The 15,925-nt window shown below is 61.5% G+C and carries 13 protein-coding genes and 1 CRISPR repeat array (1 of these 14 only partly in view); all 13 genes read right to left on the reverse strand.

Features of this window, described 5'->3' with window-relative positions; translation table 11 throughout:
• A CRISPR array of direct repeats spans window positions 1-371; the repeat unit is 36 nt; unit sequence GTCTTAATCCCTTCTTCATAAGGTCTCGATTCAAAC; it begins 635 nt to the left of the window's first position.
• 104 nt (window positions 372-475) lie between these two features.
• The 13 genes from ACR2TX_RS14670 to ACR2TX_RS14730 all read right to left on the reverse strand — a co-directional run bounded on the left by ACR2TX_RS14670 (window position 476) and on the right by ACR2TX_RS14730 (window position 15,889).
• Window positions 476-958: a Uma2 family endonuclease gene (locus ACR2TX_RS14670; protein ID WP_347258505.1), complete on the reverse strand. Its 483-nt coding sequence runs from the start codon at window positions 956-958 to the stop codon at window positions 476-478.
• A 53-nt stretch (window positions 959-1,011) separates the two neighbouring features.
• A complete protein-coding gene (csm5, locus tag ACR2TX_RS14675) occupies window positions 1,012-2,643 on the reverse strand; it encodes a type III-A CRISPR-associated RAMP protein Csm5 (protein ID WP_347258504.1) in 1,632 nt (543 codons plus the stop codon).
• Window positions 2,640-3,611, reverse strand: a complete 972-nt coding sequence (gene csm4, locus ACR2TX_RS14680; protein ID WP_168183899.1) for a type III-A CRISPR-associated RAMP protein Csm4 — start codon at window positions 3,609-3,611, stop codon at window positions 2,640-2,642. Before csm4 ends, csm5 begins: the two co-directional genes overlap by 4 nt.
• A 1-nt stretch (window position 3,612) precedes the next feature.
• Window positions 3,613-4,011 carry a type II toxin-antitoxin system VapC family toxin gene (locus ACR2TX_RS14685; protein ID WP_077732663.1) on the reverse strand — a complete coding sequence of 133 codons (399 nt, stop codon included), beginning with the start codon at window positions 4,009-4,011 and terminating at the stop codon, window positions 3,613-3,615.
• On the reverse strand, window positions 4,011-4,244 hold the full coding sequence (locus ACR2TX_RS14690) for a hypothetical protein (RefSeq protein WP_139841161.1): 234 nt from the start codon (window positions 4,242-4,244) through the stop codon (window positions 4,011-4,013). The genes ACR2TX_RS14685 and ACR2TX_RS14690 overlap by 1 nt, the downstream gene beginning before the upstream one ends.
• Window positions 4,245-4,260: 16 nt before the next feature.
• The gene (csm3, locus tag ACR2TX_RS14695) at window positions 4,261-4,977 is read right to left on the reverse strand and encodes a type III-A CRISPR-associated RAMP protein Csm3 (RefSeq protein ID WP_077732661.1); all 717 of its coding nucleotides are present in this window, start codon (window positions 4,975-4,977) and stop codon (window positions 4,261-4,263) included.
• 15 nt (window positions 4,978-4,992) lie between these two features.
• Window positions 4,993-5,487: a type III-A CRISPR-associated protein Csm2 gene (csm2, locus tag ACR2TX_RS14700; protein ID WP_077732660.1), complete on the reverse strand. Its 495-nt coding sequence runs from the start codon at window positions 5,485-5,487 to the stop codon at window positions 4,993-4,995.
• 12 nt (window positions 5,488-5,499) lie between these two features.
• Window positions 5,500-8,163, reverse strand: a complete 2,664-nt coding sequence (cas10, locus tag ACR2TX_RS14705; protein WP_347258502.1) for a type III-A CRISPR-associated protein Cas10/Csm1 — start codon at window positions 8,161-8,163, stop codon at window positions 5,500-5,502.
• Between the two features lie 16 nt (window positions 8,164-8,179).
• Window positions 8,180-9,289, reverse strand: a complete 1,110-nt coding sequence (gene csm6 / locus ACR2TX_RS14710) for a CRISPR-associated ring nuclease Csm6 (RefSeq protein ID WP_434129932.1) — start codon at window positions 9,287-9,289, stop codon at window positions 8,180-8,182.
• Window positions 9,290-9,363: 74 nt separating this feature from the next.
• On the reverse strand, window positions 9,364-10,326 hold the full coding sequence (gene cas6, locus ACR2TX_RS14715; RefSeq protein WP_434129934.1) for a CRISPR system precrRNA processing endoribonuclease RAMP protein Cas6: 963 nt from the start codon (window positions 10,324-10,326) through the stop codon (window positions 9,364-9,366).
• Between the two features lie 380 nt (window positions 10,327-10,706).
• Window positions 10,707-13,532 carry an aconitate hydratase AcnA gene (acnA, locus tag ACR2TX_RS14720; RefSeq protein WP_434129936.1) on the reverse strand — a complete coding sequence of 942 codons (2,826 nt, stop codon included), beginning with the start codon at window positions 13,530-13,532 and terminating at the stop codon, window positions 10,707-10,709.
• Window positions 13,533-13,977: 445 nt separating this feature from the next.
• Window positions 13,978-15,408 (reverse strand): RtcB family protein, encoded by a 1,431-nt coding sequence (locus ACR2TX_RS14725; RefSeq protein ID WP_434129938.1) that lies wholly within the window; start codon window positions 15,406-15,408, stop codon window positions 13,978-13,980.
• A 25-nt stretch (window positions 15,409-15,433) separates the two neighbouring features.
• Window positions 15,434-15,889 carry an archease gene (locus ACR2TX_RS14730; protein ID WP_156879349.1) on the reverse strand — a complete coding sequence of 152 codons (456 nt, stop codon included), beginning with the start codon at window positions 15,887-15,889 and terminating at the stop codon, window positions 15,434-15,436.
• Window positions 15,890-15,925: the final 36 nt, after the last annotated feature.

The following is a 15,925-nucleotide window of genomic DNA, read 5'->3' on the forward strand; positions in this document are numbered from 1 at the left end:
CTTCATAAGGTCTCGATTCAAACCTGATCGACACCTTGACTCGCCGAGTCAAGGATCGTCTTAATCCCTTCTTCATAAGGTCTCGATTCAAACATAGAGTCTATCGAAAGTCCGTAAGGCTAACCGCGTCTTAATCCCTTCTTCATAAGGTCTCGATTCAAACTTATATCTTCACCAACACTAACTAAAGAGAGTAGTCTTAATCCCTTCTTCATAAGGTCTCGATTCAAACAGGATCAAAAGAAGACAAAGCCTATCAAGGTTTAGTCTTAATCCCTTCTTCATAAGGTCTCGATTCAAACCTGAGGGTTCATCATGCCTTTGCTTCGCGCTGTGTCTTAATCCCTTCTTCATAAGGTCTCGATTCAAACGGCTCGTGTCTAAAACACCTCCATAGTCAACGGTTTACAAAGGGGTTTGCAGAAAAATCGGCTTACCGAAAAGTTAGCGTCGAGTGATGGCGATTTTCGGAGCGTCATGCGGGCAACTCGACACGGGTCGGAAATTCGGGCGCCAGGGTGCTGTGTTCGAGCCGGGCGTGGTTGTTGTAGAACAGCATTTCGCCGTCTTCCCGGCACACCCAGAATTCGCGCACGCCACGGGCGAAATAAAGTTCCTTCTTTTCCTCCGTTTCGGCCCGGCCGTTTGACGGCGAAAGCACTTCGACCACGATTTCAGGGGCTTCCGGGGAAGGATTGGCCAAACCGCGGTGGGCGAAAAACTCCGCGCTGGCCCAAACCGCGTCGGCCACTTTCACGCCCTCGGAGGTTTGTACGCTGCACTCGGACAATACCCGTCCGTGGGGAAGATGTTGCCTCAGCAGGTTCAAAATCTCGCCTTGGAGCCGGGAGCGTTTGTCGGTGGCCGGACTCATGACGATATGCCCCCAGCGGTCGGTTTCGAATTTGAAGGGAAGGTCCTTGAATAACGGGTTATCGCAGATGTCTTGCCAGTTCATAACGTGTTCTCCGCTGACGGAAGAAACCGATAGACGGATTCAGTGCAAGCTCATCATGGCGCCATGAGACTGCGCAACAGTTTCTTGCGCTTGCCGTCGTCCTTGCGGATGCCGAGCCAGTCGAATATCTCGACGGCTACGGGGTGCAGGGCCTGGCGGTCGGATTCGTCCCAACTCGCCGCCTCCTGGATCAGATTCCGTAAGCGGTCGTACAACTGGCTGCCGGGACCTTTGCCCTTATTGGCCGCAGTCATTTCGCCACGCAGGGCTTCGGTCCGCTGCTGGTTTTCCGACATGGCCGCGAAACGGGCGGCTTGGGCTTCCGCTCTTGCGGTCTCTTCGGCGGCTTGCCGCCGCGCGTCGGCTTCGGCTCGGCATCGTTCGGCCCGCAGTCGCTCGGCCTCGGATTTCCGCTTTTGTTCCTGTTCCAGTCGATCGTAGGCCGCTTGCGCGTTACGTCGGAGGAAGGCGTGCGTTTCGCGCAGGCCGGCATCGTCGAGTTCGACCAGTATCCAGCCGAAGGGCAACATGCCTCCCTGCTGAGTCCGATCGTCGGCGGCCAGCCAGACGGTGGTGGATTCGTGCTGATACTTCGGGGGCTTTCCCGGTCCTTGCATGATCTTGATGCTGCGCACCCCATCGAGGGTCTTGCTTTCGGCGCCGCCATATCGTCCGAGCCTGAGCAGGAAAGCTTGATTTGCCAGGAATGCCTGCTCCAGCTCGTCCCGCAGCAATGCCCTCATATCCGCCAGCCAATGCTGATCCGCATAGCCGAGTTCTTCCAGCCGTTTCAGTTCGGCCTTGAATTGCGGCAGCGCATAACGATTGACCCGCGCCGCCAGTTCGCGGAAATCGCGGAACGGCAGTTTGTTTCGCACTTGGCGCAGTATTGGATCGTCTTGCAAGGCGAGAGTCGCGGTAAAGCTCCGGCTGCGGTTGGCGGCCAGACATTCGAGCAGAATCGGCGGACCTTGGTCGGCGCGGCTCGGCTTGTCGGAACGCTTGCGCTTGCGATTGACGGCGAAGCGGATCTCTAAGCCGTTTAAGCCCTCGGGGTGGCGGTAGGATGCGTCGCCGATCTTGAGCAGGCGCAAAGGATCGTTTTCGAGATGACGGAAATCGTAAGCCAGCAATCGCTGCTGGAGTTCCTGGTTATTCTCGCGCCGCTCTCTTCCGCTGTGGTCGGTCACCAGCGGGAGTGAATCGCCTTTGTTCAGCGCGTCGAGCAAGGCGGTTCTGATCGCCCCCTTGAAGCTGCTGCCGGGGATATAGGGGGTCCCGCCGTGCGGATTGAAGCTGTTCCGCTGGATGATCAGTTGGTTGGAAATCCGGCGTCCGTCCCGTTCGTGTTGCGCGGTTTGGCCGATACGGTCCCGGTAAAGACGCGCCACGCCTTCCGCCACCGGCACGCGATGCTGAGCCCAGACGGAGAGCTGTTCCCGTTTTTGGTGGATGAAAGCCTGAATCTGCCGCAGACTCTCTTGGCCCCGCTCCTTCTCGGCAATACCCGCAAGCTTTTGCAGTTCCGCCGGCGCCAGGGCTTCCAGCAACTGCAACTCCCCGAAATAGTGCAGGTAACCCTCGTCGATGACGTAATTGGTGGGGTAATAATCTTCGCCGCTACCGATATGCACCGGGGTGAGCGTCGAGATGTAAACGGTTTGGGTGTTTAAGAAAGAACTCACTGTGCTTCCTCCCATTGCACGCCGAAGACTGGGGCGTAGCCTTGATGAACCGCGGTGCCGATCGCTTTGGAAACGCCGCCGATGCCCCGTCCCGTGATACGGGCGGAGGGCTCGAAGATCGCGGGTGTGAGGATGGCGAAACTGTCGGCCATCAACACCGGGTTCTTGAATGGCTTCCCGCCGAGCACGGCGCGGTCGCCGTGGCGGCCGAAGCGGGTGAAGGTTTCGTAGTAACAACGCTCGGCTTTCCATTGCTGCCCTTGGGGAGCGCTGGGCGCCAGGGTCAGCCAGGCGTTCGGGGCGGCAGGACGCGGCGGGTCATCATAAGGCGCCGCGTCCAGAACCTCGAACTTGCCGAGTCCGCTGGAGGCTTCCTTGCCGTAGCCCTGCTGGCCTATGGCCACGAGAGCTTCGCTCAGGTCCTTCAGCGTGAAGTAGCGGTCGTCATCCAGCGCCGCGTAAACCGACAGACGCACCTCGGGGTGATACCAGGTCAGCGCCCGATCGTACGGCGCGAACCCGGTTTCACCGGCCCCGGTGGTGCCGGTCAGTCGGTTCAGGCTGTTGTGAGTGCGGTTTTCGTGGCGGAGAAACGGCCCCTTCAGTTGCAGCCGGTCCATCATGTCGGCTTCGCTCAGTGCTTCCTGCCCCCAGGCGCCGACCGGCTTCGTCAACACGTCCTCCGGCAGCCAGCGCCGAGCCTTGATCTGCTTGCGTTCCCTGGGGTTTTCCGTATCGAGACCAAGCAGATGCGGAGGCGCGGCGGGGCGAGCTAGGAAACCCTCCGGCACGGGGTCCGAAATCACCAGAAACGGTTGGTTATCGGTGTAGCCTTGCAGGAGTTCGATCAGCCTGGCTTCGCCCCAAAGATTACGGATCGCCCAGCAGCACTGGCCGAACAGGGTGTCGCCCTTGAGCGGCGTGGCGAAGGCGGTTCCGGGATGTATCAGAATGCGGTAAAGCTTCACGTCAAGTCTCCCAGTCTTCGAGTCGAAGACCGTCGATGCGGCCGAATTCGACGGTATTGTGAGTGACCAGTGTCAAATCGTTGGCCAGGGCGACGGCGGCAATCTGCAGGTCGTAGGGACCGATAGGCTTGCCTTTTCGGGCGAGATCGGCGCGGAGTTCGCCGCAAAGACGGGCGGCGTTGCCGTCGAACGGCAGCGAAACGAACTGGACGAACAGCGTTTCGAGCAGGCTCAAATTGGCTTCCCGCCTTTGACTCTTGTAGGCCCCGAAATAGAGTTCCGCCTTGACGACATCGCAGAGCACGATGGACTGAGGCAGGTGCTCGATGAAGCGCTGCTTGACCGGGGACGGCGCCGGATTGAGATAGCGTATCCAAACGTTGGTGTCGGGCAGCCACATTAGTCCAACTCCAGGCGCTTCTCATATTCTCCCTGGGGCTCGCGCGTCAACGGTTCGCCTTCCCATGCTCCGGCCGTGGCTTCGAAGAAGCCGACGGGCCAGCCGTGGGTGTCCTTTTCCACAGGGCCTTCTTCCAATGGACGAAAAGTGATTTCTACGCGCTTGTGCCGAAATTCCGGTGGCACGGGGACGGTTTCCGGTGCATCGTCGATGATTTGGCGTACGGTGTTCATTCGGATCGCCTCCAATTCAAAACAGCGTTTCGGGCAAATCGAATGCCTGCCCGTTAAGCGTTAGACCGTCGAACTCAATCTTGCCATATCCGCGCGAACCGGACCCGCCGATGCCGTCGAGCGTCAGCATTTTGAGGCCGATTTTCACCAGGTCCAGCAGGTCGGTATCGTTTTCGTCCAGCACCTTCAGGTTAAGCCTGAAGGTGAATTTCGCTCCCGCCGGAACACGCTCCGTTTGGCGGGGATTATCGGCCACGCCGGTGATGCGGTTGATGCTGTTTTCGCTCTTGGCTTCGGTGTAGAGATAGTTATTGTCACGAACGAATTGCCGATGTTCCTCGGTCAGATTGCAGTCCCAGAACGCCATGCGGGTCGGGCCGTATTTTTCCGCCGCGTCTCCGGCGTCGCCGGAAATGCCGAAAAGACGGATGATGGCTTCGGCATCTCGGCGCTGACGCTCGTTCATGTCCTTCAAATGTTCCACGGAAACCGGCTTGCCCGGATTGCCTTTCTTGTCCTTGCAAAGCGCGACGATACCCGCGCGCCATTCCAGCAGGCTGCGCATCTTGCCCTTGAGGCTGGAGCCGGGAATGTAGGGTTCCTGGGTATAGGGATGCTTGATGACGGGGTTGTCCATCCCGCCGATGTGCATTTCTTCGTTGCCGGCGCCGATGCGTAGGCCGGTCAGGAGTTTGATTTCGCCGCTGATCTGGTTGATGGCTTTGAGTTGCATGAGCGTTTCCCCTGGTTATTTCGGACCGTATAGCTTGTAGAAACCCATGAAGGCTTCCATGAACAATTTGAAGTTCTTGAATGCTTCGGGCTTATCCGGTTCGAGCTGACGCAGGCCATGCCGCAGTAGCGTCAGAAAATTCTGGTCTATCAGTTCGCGGGACTCCGCATAGGCCGCCTTGGCGTTGAGCATCTTGATGAGTGGAAGGTATTGGGTGCCGTAAATCCTGGTTCGCTCGTCCTCCTTCAGCTGGCGTATCCGCTGGTCCCACATGACAATCTCGTCGTAGAAGCGGCGGAGCTGGGTGGATTTGTTCTTGTCTCTCTTGCCCGCTTTTGCCGATTTCGCGATTTCCTCGGCCGCGCGTTCGGCGATCGCGTCGAACAAGTCTCCGCTCGGGTTCGCGACGTCGATCTGCTTCAGGATTTCTTCCAGTTCCCTTGACGGCCCCGTATCCTGATTTTGTCTGCCGCCGCCTTGCTGCGGCCTGCTTCTGTCGTAATAGTTCATGGGTTCCCCCCTTTAGTCACGTTGTTGATACAGATACAAATGCAGGGCGATCTTGTAAGCCGCCCCGTAGTGACGAATGCCGGATTCGATTTCGGCGACGATTCGGTTGTGCACGGCCGTTTGCTCTTCCACACTCTGCTTTCTTTCGCTTTTCACCATGCGCCACGTCCGGTAATACAGATAAGAGCGCCACCGGGTTTTGGACGGGTCCGTCGCCATGCCTTCGGCCATATCCGCTAGCCCGAGCAAGCCATAGAGATAGGCGGTGGAAAGCCGGTATTCCCCCGCCAACCCGGCCAGCCGTTCATAACATGCCCACAGAGCGTCCATCTCGTCCCATCCGACGGTTTGTCCGAAGCAGGTGAGGGCGTTCTTGCCCGGTATTTCTTCGTCGCCGCGGTGGTGCTTCTTGGCGTCTTCCAATGCATCCTCGCTGCCTTCGGCAAGGTAATGGATAGGCACCGCCGGCTTGGTCATGGCGAGGCCGGCCGAGAAATGGAGTTCCGGGTTTTCCGCGACGTAGCGCCCGAATTCCCGGCGCATCCGATGGGCCAGCTCCACCTGGCTTTTCCAAGGACCGATCAGGAAGAAATCGTCGCCGCCGGCGAACACTGTATAGCTGTTCCGGTATTCCGTCCGGCATAGCCAGGGCAGATAGACGGCGAAGAAATTGTTCACCTGCCGCGACAGTGCCGCCATCTTGGCGAAGGTCGGCTGCCTCAATCCTCGCTGGAAAATGGCGCCGAGGTCGTCGATGTCGCCTTTTAGGGTATGCAGAGCCGTCACGCCGCGAAATTCCCGGCGTTCGTCCAGGTCTTCGCAGGCGATGTGGTGCAGGGTTTTCAGATCCTCGGCGGCGGGCTCGTCCTCGTCTTTCAAGTTGCTTTGAATCCGGTCGTACCGCGGATCTTTCCATTCCAGGTCTTCGAATACCGGCACGTAGCCGCGAATGTTGCGCCGCGCGTAGCCGTTCCAAAGCGGCCGGGCGGGGTTCGGATCGGGCAGCGAAAAATCGAACAGTCGCCGGATATTGCCGTTCTTGACTTCCGCGCCAAAGCGCCCGGACGCTTCCTCGTTGCCGGTGAAGTGTACGTAATAGCCGAAGATCGGCAGGTCCAGCGTGCGGTTGTCCTGCAGCTTCGCGATGCTGAGAATCAGCCTTTCGCACTTCACCAGCAATTCGCCGGCCCGGATCTGGTCCGCCGCGAGCCGGCTAAGAGGAACGTCGTTCCTCTCGACTTTCGCCGGCGCGCGGTCGTTGACGGCGCAAGCGCCAAGCTCGTTATCGAAATCGTCTAGATAGTCTTCGAACACGGGTTTCGGAGCGTTCCCGCCGCATAAACCGAAATGCTCGTATTTCGTCCGCTCCAGATTTCGATGCAGCTTCTTCATGAGCGCGGTAAAGCGGCTTTCGCCTTCCTTCCCGCCGAGAAAGTCGTTGCAGCAGGCCGGTTCGAAAGCCAGGCCGAGTCCGGCTTCTCCGTAGCTGTGTTTCAAGAACCACGTGTCGAAAGTTTTCTGGACTTCGGCGAGACGGGTTCTGGTTTCATCGGTATTGGGCGCGACGATGAGGAACTTTCCGGCAGCGTTGGTTATCTGGCTGGTGGAGGGCAATTGCAACTCGTCCAGCACCTTGAGCGCCGCGCATTCGGTAATCAGCGAGACATAGAACGAACGGCCGCGCAGCAACTTGGCGGCGTTCTTCTTGGTCTCGCCGCCGCCGGCAAAGATGAATTTCTGGATGCCGAAGAAATCGCCCTGCACCAGCAGGAATTTCGGTTCGTCCCAATCGTCCCGGCCGCGCAGCCGCGCCAGGCGTTCGGCGGGGGGGTGGCCTTGATCGGCGTGATAGCGCCATAGCGCCACGGCCAGGGCTGCCGTGGTCTTGGAGTGATCGTACAGCGGCACTTCCGGCTTGACGTTGAAAGCCGTGGCCGACGGGATCGCGTGGGTGTAGGTCTGCCAAAGGGTGTCGAAATGATCCAGCCACAAGGGCAGGCTATGGCGGTGCGATTCGGGTATGGCGTCAAGACTTTTCCTGAAGCCGTCCCAGAGAGCGGCATATTCCCGTTGCGCCGCGGTATCGTTGTCCGGTTCGCTAGTCTCGCGCTTTTCCGGAAACAGGCTTTCGGGACTGAGGGGGCGCAACGGATAGCGATAGGCGAATCGGTCGGGGGAGTCCGATTCCAGCCGGATCTGCTCGAACAAGCTCAGCAGGCGCGCCTGGTAATGGTTCTTGCCGGTGGAGGTCTTTTCCTCGGCGCGGTTGTAGTTCTCGAATTGCTCCCGCTCGAATCCCGAGGCCACCCGGTCGGCGGTGGCGATGATCCATTGCAGGAAGGTTTGCGGCTGGTGATGCTTTGCGGCGGCGTTGACCAGCGAGTCGTCGACGTCGCGGGATTTCCAGTCGGCGAACGGCGCCATGGCCCACCCCTTGAGCGGCGGCAAGCCTTCATTCTCCAGCCAGTCGACCGCGAGGGCGGTATAGGCCGCATGTTTGTGGCTGTACCAGAATCCTCCGCCCGGCCTTTCGTGACGCGGGCAATAGAGTTGCAGGTGGGTTTCCAGCACGGTGCCATCGACATCCGGTGACGCACGCTCCGCGAACTTCCCCAAATCATGCAGAAACGCTGCCAGGGCCACGCGGGCCGAGGCTTCCAATCGTTCGGAATTCATCCGGGTCTCCTCTGAATCAATCACAAAATCCGATCTGATGGGCCGACAGGCTCAGGCCATACGCCGTTCTGGGGCGTCGGCCGAAACCTTTGATCTGATAAGCGGTGGCACCCGCCCCCAGGGCGTCCCGCAGCATCCGGTTGCCCCGGCTCTTGCGCCGCTCGAAGTAGTTCTTTTCCATCCCGTACTTGAGTCCCTCCACCACGCGGTCGGCGTCGCCGAGTTCGCCGATGATGGCGCGGTATTCGGCCAGGAAACCTTCGGCGTAGTCGCGGTCCGGCGCGCCGTCGGGCGGGCAGGGGAGGGGCGGCAGTTCCCGCTGCGCGCGCCGGGCGAGCCAGGCATAGAAGGCTAGTTCGGCGGGCGGAAAGGGGATGGCGATGCCGCCGGCGGTTACGGTGCGTGCCGAGAGATCGATGTCGAGGCGCGCGGGTCCCAGGGCGGTTTGGGCGGCGCGCACCGTCGCCGAGAAGCTGCTGCGGCCTTTGAGCAGCGCCTCGGGCAGGCCGTGGCGGAGACGCACGAAGGGGATGTCGGCCAGGGTGACGGCGGCGTTTTGGGTGTCGAGCGGCTTCTGGTCGGGCGGCGAGGCATAGATCACGTGGGAATACGGCGTGGGATAGAAAAAGCCGGGGTGCGACTCGAACGGCGCGTCGACCAGGACGTGGGAGAGACGATCCTGCGGGCGTCCGTACAGCGAGAGGGCATAGCCCGCGAAGAACCCGAGGGTTTTCCGGCCGCCGGCGAGCGACACGTGCAACTGGGTGTCGTCGTCCTCGGTGAGGCGGCGCACCCATTCGGTGATGCCGTCCGCGGCTGCGGTGTTGTCCGCGCCGCTGCGGATATCGGTCAGGGGATGTCCGTCGCCGTCGGTCAAGATGTGCAAGCTATCCGCGCCGAACCGGATCGGCGGCAGCCGGTAGTCCTTGCACAATCGATGAAACCAGCCCGGCTCATCGCTGAACAGCGTCAGGCGCGCCCGCTCCACGCCTTCGGCAGTGGAGAGCACATGGATTTCGGTCGGAAGCGACTCGGGAGCTTCCTGCCATAGGGCAAACAGGGTTTCGGTCACGACTTGGGGCGTCAAGCCGGTGATGACGAGCAATATTCGGCGGGAGTGGGTCATTCGGGTTTCGGTTGGGTGAACGGTTGAGCCGCCGTCCCTGGCGTTCCTGTCCTTCGGTCTACAGTGTGCCTTCGTTAGTCGTCTGTCAGGGGTTCCGGCAAGCTTGCGGCGCAAATCCGGTAGCGGCCCAGTCCCATGGTGGCCCCCTTGCCCACGTGGGTCCATTGGCCCAGCCAAAGGTAGGGCCAGAAGGCCTCGATCTCCTCGCCGCGCAGTTCGAAGCGGCCGAGCAGTCCGCCCATTTGCATGGCGGTTTGCTGGCGCGAGGAGTAGCGCGTCCAGTCGTGCCAGTGAAGCTTGGGCTCATGCACTGGCACGTTTCGTGACGCTTGGGTAAGGGCGGCGAAATCGGCGTCCAGCGGCGTATCGGTGTGAAAGTAGCTCAGCATGGACAGCCGCCGCAGCAGATGGCCGAACAGGTCGCCGAAACCGAACTGCGCGGGCGTGACCAGGTGGTCCTCTCGTTTCAGTCGCATCGGGGTTTCGAGGCGGATTTCGAAGCGCTCGGGGAGGGCGGGTATGGCCGGCGTCTGGGCGGATGTCATCCGCAGGGGCTGGCCGGGCTCGTAGACGATCGGATTTTCCGGTGCGTCGGCCTGTTCCACCTTGATCAGTTCGAAGGTTTGCGATGCGCGGCCGAGGCCTGTTTTGCCGGCTTGGTCCAGGGCATGGATGAAGTAGGGGAGATGGCGGTCGGCGCGTCCGAACAGGGTCAGCCCGAGGCGGTAGAGCAAGCCGTTTTGCCGCGGGTCGATACGCAGCGCGAAGGGATGGGGCGCGGTGGTGTAGCGCCGCATTTTTTCGCTGTCGGGCGGCGGTGGGGTTTCGAACACGTAGGGGAAGACGCAGCTTCGGTACAAAAGACAGGACGGACATTCCGTGCCCCGCACCACGCACACGGTGCGCTTGAGCGCGTGGCCGAGTGCGCCGCGCCAGGCGGACCCGGCGTAGGCGGGGAGGCGGAGCGGTTCGGTGGTTTCGAAATGGCAGCGGAACACCGCCAGGGGCAGCGAAGGGAGTTGGCGGGCGGAGGACATGAAGTTTTCTTGTTCTTGTTGCGGGGCGTTCAGTACATATCAAGCACCTAGTTTAGGAAAGATTCGGCAAGCTTGCGAAGTTCCCGAACGAACCGCGCCGGTCGCGTTCTCGAACGATGCGGTTCGCTTCGTTCACCACATCCTACGACGTGTAGGGTGCGGTGAAGCACGAACCGCACCGATGTGCCGCGAATGATGCGGTTCCCTGCGGTCACCGCATCCTACAATCGTAGGGTGCGGTGAGGGACGACAAACCGGCAGGAGAGCCGGTTTGCACGGCGCCCGTAGGGTGCCGGACCAGGATGGTCCGGCATGAGCCGCACCAATCGCGTCCTCGAACGATGCGATTCGCTTCGCTCACCACATCCTGCGGATTCGGTTCAATAAGCGGGCGGGTCGCTGGCCGGGAAGGAGTCTCTGGAACCTTGGTCGACCATACCCTCGGATCGCGGCGTTTGCGGCGCCGGCCGGGGGGCGGTGGTCATCGCATCGAAGATGGACTCGGCCTTTTTCCCGGCCAGGAGTTGGCGGAGAACATACTGGAGGATGCCGCCGTTCAGGTAGTACAGCACCTCCTGTGGGGTGTCGATGCGTATCGTCGCGCGGAACTCCCGAGTCCGTCCGTTTTCGTCCGTGGCCTCTACGGTCACGTCGCGACCGTTGGCGAAGCGGGTGGCTATGGCCTCTCCGAGCCCGAGCACGGCGAAGGTCTCGCGGCCGCTCAAGCCCAGCGATTCGACGTTTTCGCCGTCCCGGAATTGGAGCGGAAGGACGCCCATTCCGACCAAATTGGATCGGTGGATGCGCTCGTAGCTCTCGGCGAGAACGAACCGAATCCCTTGTAGATAGGGGCCCTTGGCCGCCCAGTCGCGGGAGGAGCCCGAGCCGTATTCCTTTCCCGCCAGGATGCAGAGCGGCGTGCCGTCATGCTGGTAGCGCATCGCCGCGTCGTAGAGGGGCATGACCGCATTTTCCGGGAAATAGGTGGCGTAGCCGCCCTCGGTTCCCGGCGCGAGACGGTTCTTGATGCGGACATTGGCGAAGGTGCCGCGCACCATGACTTCGTGGTTGCCTCGCCGCGAGCCGTAGGAGTTGAAGTCTTGCGGCTCCACGCCGTGCCCGATCAGGTACTTTCCGGCCGGCGACTCCTTCTGGATGCTCCCGGCCGGCGAGATATGGTCGGTCGTGATCGAATCGCCGAGCAGGGCTATTGCCCTCGCGCCGCGGATATCCTCCACGCGCTTCGGTGCCTCTGCCCGCATCCCAAGGAAGTACGGCGGCTGGCGGACGTAGGTGGAGTTCTCGTCCCAGGCGAAGCGGTCCGCCGAAGGAATGGGCATGGATGTCCAGCGCCGGTCGCCTTCATAGACTTGACCGTAGCTGGCGCGGTACATGTCGGACCGGATGGCCGTGCGGATGGTACTTTCGATCTCTTCCTCGGTGGGCCAGATGTCCTTGAGAAACACGGGGTTGCCGTCCTTGCCCGTGCCGATGGGCTCCTGGTCCGGGTTCCAGTCGATCCGGCCGGCGATCGCGAACGCTACGACCAGCGGAGGCGACATCAGGAAATTGGCGCGCACTTCGGGGTTGATGCGCCCCTCGAAGTTGCGGTTCCCCGAGAGCACCGAACAAGCCACCAGCCCGCGCTCCCGGATCTGCTCCGAGATCTCCGGCGGCAGCGGCCCCGAATTGCCGATGCAGGTGGTGCAGCCGTAGGCGACGGTCTGAAAGCCCAGTTCGTCCAGATACTGCGCCAGTCCGGCCTGGCGGAAATATTCAGTCACGACCTTGGAGCCCGGAGCCAGCGAGGTTTTCACCCAGGGTTTCTGCGCGAGTCCATGCTCGCGGGCTTTTTTGGCCAGAAGCCCCGCAGCGATCATGACCGAAGGATTGGACGTGTTGGTGCAACTGGTGATGGCGGCGATCACCACCGAGCCGTGATCGATGCGGGGTTCATGCGCCTTCGGCTGCGACTCCGCGGATTTGGCTCCGGCAGGAAGCAGGGAAGGGAGGGTTTCGTGGAAGACCCGCTTCAGGTCGGGGAGGCCGATGCGGTCCTGCGGACGCTTGGGGCCCGCGACGCTGGGCCGCACCTTCCCGAGATCCAGCGCCAGGGTATCGGTGAAGACGGGTTCGGGCGCGTCGGGGTTATGGAAGAGCCCTTGTTCTTTCAGGTAGGCCTCCACCAGCGCGATCCGCTCCTCGGGGCGGCCGGTGAAGCGCAGATAGCGAAGGGTTTGGTCGTCGGGCGGGAAAATGGCGCAGGTCGCCCCGTACTCCGGCGTCATGTTGCCGATGGTGGCGCGGTCTTCCAGTTTCAAGGAGGCGACGCCGGGGCCGTAGAATTCGACGAATTTGCCGACCACGCCTTTCTTTCGGAGCATTTCGGCGATGGTCAGCACCAGGTCGGTCGCGGTAACGCCTGCCGGCAGCTCACCCTCCAATCGAAAGCCGATCACTTCGGGAATGAGCATGGAAACGGGCTGCCCCAGCATGACGGCCTCGGCTTCGATGCCGCCCACGCCCCAGGCCAGCACGCTCAAACCGTTAACCATGGGCGTGTGGGAGTCGGTGCCGACGCAGGTGTCGGGATAGGCCAGGGGGAGTCCGCCGTTGCGAGGGAGTTCGGGATTCTCGTCGGTGGAGAAAACGACGCGCGCCAGATATTCGAGGTTCACCTGATGGCAAATGCCGGTATTGGGCGGTACCACCTTGAAGTTGTCGAAGGCCTGCTGGCCCCAGCGCAGAAAGGCGTAGCGCTCGGCGTTGCGGCGGTAATCGAGCTCGACGTTTTTCTCGAACGCCTCGGGTGTGCCGAAGGCGTCCACCTGGACCGAGTGGTCGATGACTAGTTCGACCGGGATGAGCGGATTGATCCTGGCCGGGTCGCCGCCCAGTTCGGCCATGGCGTCGCGCATGGCGGCCAGGTCCACGAGGGCCGGCACGCCGGTGAAGTCCTGGAGGAGGGCTCGCGCCGGCGAGAAGGCGATCTCGCGGTCCGGCGGATTCTTGGGATTCCACCCCGCTAGGGCTTCGATATCCTCGCGGGTGACGGTCACACCGTCCTCGTTGCGCAGCAGGTTTTCCAGCAGAATGCGGAGGCTGTACGGCAGGCGGTTCACGTCGCCCGCGGCGTCCAGCCGGTATATCGCGTATTCGCGGCCGCCGATACGAAGCGTCGAGCGGGCGCTGAAGCTGTTTTTCATTCGAGTCTCCCGTTTTCAAGCCGTTACCAGCCGTGGAGCCTTAGAGCATTTTCCGATTCGGTGTCAGAGGGCCCGATAGGTAGGTCGGCAATCCCTTCCCAATCGCAAACGGTCATCCGGGGAAGGGGCTGGCCGGCGCTCCCGGCCAGGTCGTTTGCGATTGGAGCGCCCGAATGACCCTTCCAATCGCAAACGGTCGCTTCAGTTGCGACCCTTCCAATCGCAAACGGTCGCTTCAGTCGCGACCCTTCCAATCGCAAAACGGCCGTTCTGGGAGCGCCAGGACGCCCCTTCCAACAAAATCCTTTGCCGAGCCGATAAGTCGGCAAGGGATTGCCGACCTACGTTCCTCCCACCCGACACGAAGCCGTACACCGGGATGAAAAACGCGCTAAGAGCCTACTGAGATAGGCTCTTAGTCCAGCTGCAAAAAGGGAAGCGCCGGTTACCCCTTGATGCAAGCCATCGGCGTGACCTTGGCCACCAGGCGCGCGAGCCCGGCTCTATCCGCGGCTATCACGACGTCATGCACGTCTTTGTAGGCGCCCGGCGCTTCTTCGGCGACTCCGCGCCACGAGGGGCTGCGCACGATGATGCCGCGCGCGGCCAGTTCGTCGACCACCTCTCGGCCGCCCCAGGTGCGCACGGCCTGGTGGCGGCTCATGGCTCGCCCTGCGCCGTGGCAGGCGGAGGCGAACGACAAGGTTTCGCCGCTCGCAGTGCCCGACAGGATGTAGGACGCCGTTCCCATCGAACCGCCGATCAAAACCGGCTGTCCGGTCTCGCGAAACACTTTCGGCAAATCCGGATGGCCCGGACCGAAAGCCCGCGTTGCGCCCTTGCGATGCACGTAGACTCGCTTTTTCCGGCCTTGTATCAGGTGCTCTTCTACTTTGCAGGTGTTGTGCGAAACGTCGTAAAGCAAATCGAGCCGGGCTTCCGGCAGGATTTCCGCAAACACCTTGCGGGTCAGATGCGTGATGATCTGCCGGTTCGCCAGCGCGCAATTGATCGCGGCGCGCATCGCGCCGAGGTATTCTTGCCCGACCGGCGATTCGATCGGGGCGCAGGCCAATTCCCGGTCGGGCAGGGCGATGCCGTATTGCACCGCGGCCGTCTGCATGCGTTTGAGAAAGTCGGTGCCGATCTGGTGGCCCAAGCCTCTGGAACCGCAGTGGATGGTGACCACCACGTCGCCTGTCGCCAGGCCGAACGATGCGGCGATGGCCGGATCGTAAATCTCGCTGACCTCCTGCACTTCGAGATAGTGGTTGCCCGAACCCAGCGTCCCCATCTCCGCTCGCTGTCGCTCCTTGGCGTGAACGGACACGGCGTCCGGCTTGGCGCCCGCCATCCGGCCGCGCTCTTCGATCCTCTCCAGATCTTCGGGGCGGCCATAGCCTTGCCGAACCGCCCACTCGGCGCCGCCGGACAGCATTTCGTCCATTTGAGCGTGATCGAGGCGGATATGGCCGCGGCTGCCGACGCCGACCGGTACGGTGGCGTACAGAGCATCGACGAGTTCCTTTTTGAGCGGGTCCACTTGTTCGCGTTTAAGACCGGTATGCAGGGTTCTAACCCCGCATGAGATGTCGAAACCCACGCCTCCGGCCGAGACGACGCCACCCTGCTCGGCATCGAACGCGGCCACGCCGCCGATCGGAAAGCCGTAACCCCAATGGGCGTCCGGCATGGCGTAGCACGCGCCGACGATACCCGGCAGCATGGTAACGTTCACAGCCTGCTCCCTGACTTTTTCATCCATGTCGCCGATCAAGGTTTCATCGGCATAAATGATGACCGGCACCCGCATACCGTTCACCGGCTCGATGCGCCAGGCGAATTCGGATAGCCGCGTCAGGCGATTGATATCCATCGTCGACCCTCTCTTGACTGATGCTTTACACGTCTACGACACATTGCGCTATCCAAACGCCGTTTTCATCCCGATAGACTTTGAGCTCGGTGTACGTGGCGCCCTTGACCTCAACCGCGGGGTGGTGGCGTTCCCGTTCGACGGGTTCGCCCCAGGCGGTGGCGTGCAAGGCGGAACCGTCGATACTGACGTCGAAGCGGCCGAATACCATCTGGCGCACCGCCATTTCATAAACGAGTGCATTCAGCCAGTCCACCAGCAGCGATTCTATGTCGGGCGCCTCGCAACGGATTTCGACCGGCGTCGTGGTTCCGACCTGGACGGGATCGCAGATGACGGCGTTCAGCGCTTCAGCGGCGTGAGCGAAAGCTTTTTCGATCGTAGCGCCTCGGCCGCGCACGCCCATGTCGGCCATGTGCGGAAAATGCTCCCAACTGGGCGCATCGGTTGCGGGTTGCAATTGGCCGGTTTCGGTGCTCATGACTTGCCTCTTGACGGGATTTGGAATCGTCGCGCC

The organism is Methylocaldum sp. GT1BB (assembly GCF_051027545.1).
In the GTDB taxonomy this organism is placed as follows: Bacteria; Pseudomonadota; Gammaproteobacteria; order Methylococcales; family Methylococcaceae; genus Methylocaldum.